The organism is Vibrio sp. OPT41, assembly GCF_015163595.1.
GTDB lineage: Bacteria > Pseudomonadota > Gammaproteobacteria > Enterobacterales > Vibrionaceae > Vibrio > Vibrio alginolyticus.
Window position 1 is genome coordinate 244,747 of the sequence record NZ_JADDYH010000054.1, and the last position, 905, is coordinate 245,651.

1 protein-coding gene is annotated in these 905 nt (G+C 53.5%); it reads left to right on the forward strand.

What is annotated here, in order from left to right; genetic code table 11:
• Positions 1-905, forward strand: a 905-nt coding sequence (locus IQP38_RS26650; protein WP_228010130.1) for a tandem large repeat, incomplete at both ends; no start/stop codon positions are given.

The window sequence follows — 905 nt, forward strand, 5'->3', positions numbered from 1 at the left end:
GAATACCGGTAGCCAGAACACGGCTTACTCCATGCCGATCACGCCGACCTTAGCTATTACGCCAGTGGGCAATGTGGATGAAACGCATGCCGCCACACTACAATTCGAAGGCACGTCGACACGTTTTGACGGTCAGTCCCTGCGTCTTGAAGTGAAAGCCCAAGGCAGCGCGACGGTACTAAAAAGCAGCAGTGCAACGGTACAAGCCGGTGGCACTTGGATCAGTGGCGCAATGGACATGAGTCACCAAACCAATGGTACTTATACTGTGATGGTGACGGGGACGAACTCTGCGGGCATTGAAGTGAGTGAAAGCCAGAGCTTTACACTGGCGCAGTCTCTGCCAACGCTGACTAACGCGATGTTTACGCCTGAGCACCAAGCCATCGGCCAAAGCGTGACGGTGACGCTGGAATTCGATAAAGATCTGCAATCCGCCGCAGCAGAGTTAGGTGGTACGACGATCACCTCGTTAGTGGCAACCGCGGACCCAAGTGTTTGGACTGGTGATGTAGTGGTACCAGACTCGTCAGAGCTGAATGTGGCGTTGCTTGTTCGTGACTACCAAGACTTATCAGGAAATACCGGTAGCCAGAACACGGCTTACTCCATGCCGATCACGCCAACCTTAGCTATTACGCCAGTGGGTAATGTGGATGAAACGCAAGCCGCCACGCTACAATTCGAAGGCACGTCGACACGTTTTGACGGTCAGTCCTTGCGTCTTGAAGTGAAAGCCCAAGGCAGCGCGACGGTACTAAAAAGCGGCAGCGCGACAGTACAAGCCGGTGGCACTTGGATCAGTGACGCAATGGACATGAGTCACCAAACCAATGGTACTTATACTGTGATGGTGACGGGGACGAACTCTGCGGGCATTGAAGTGAGTGAAAGCCAGAGCTTTA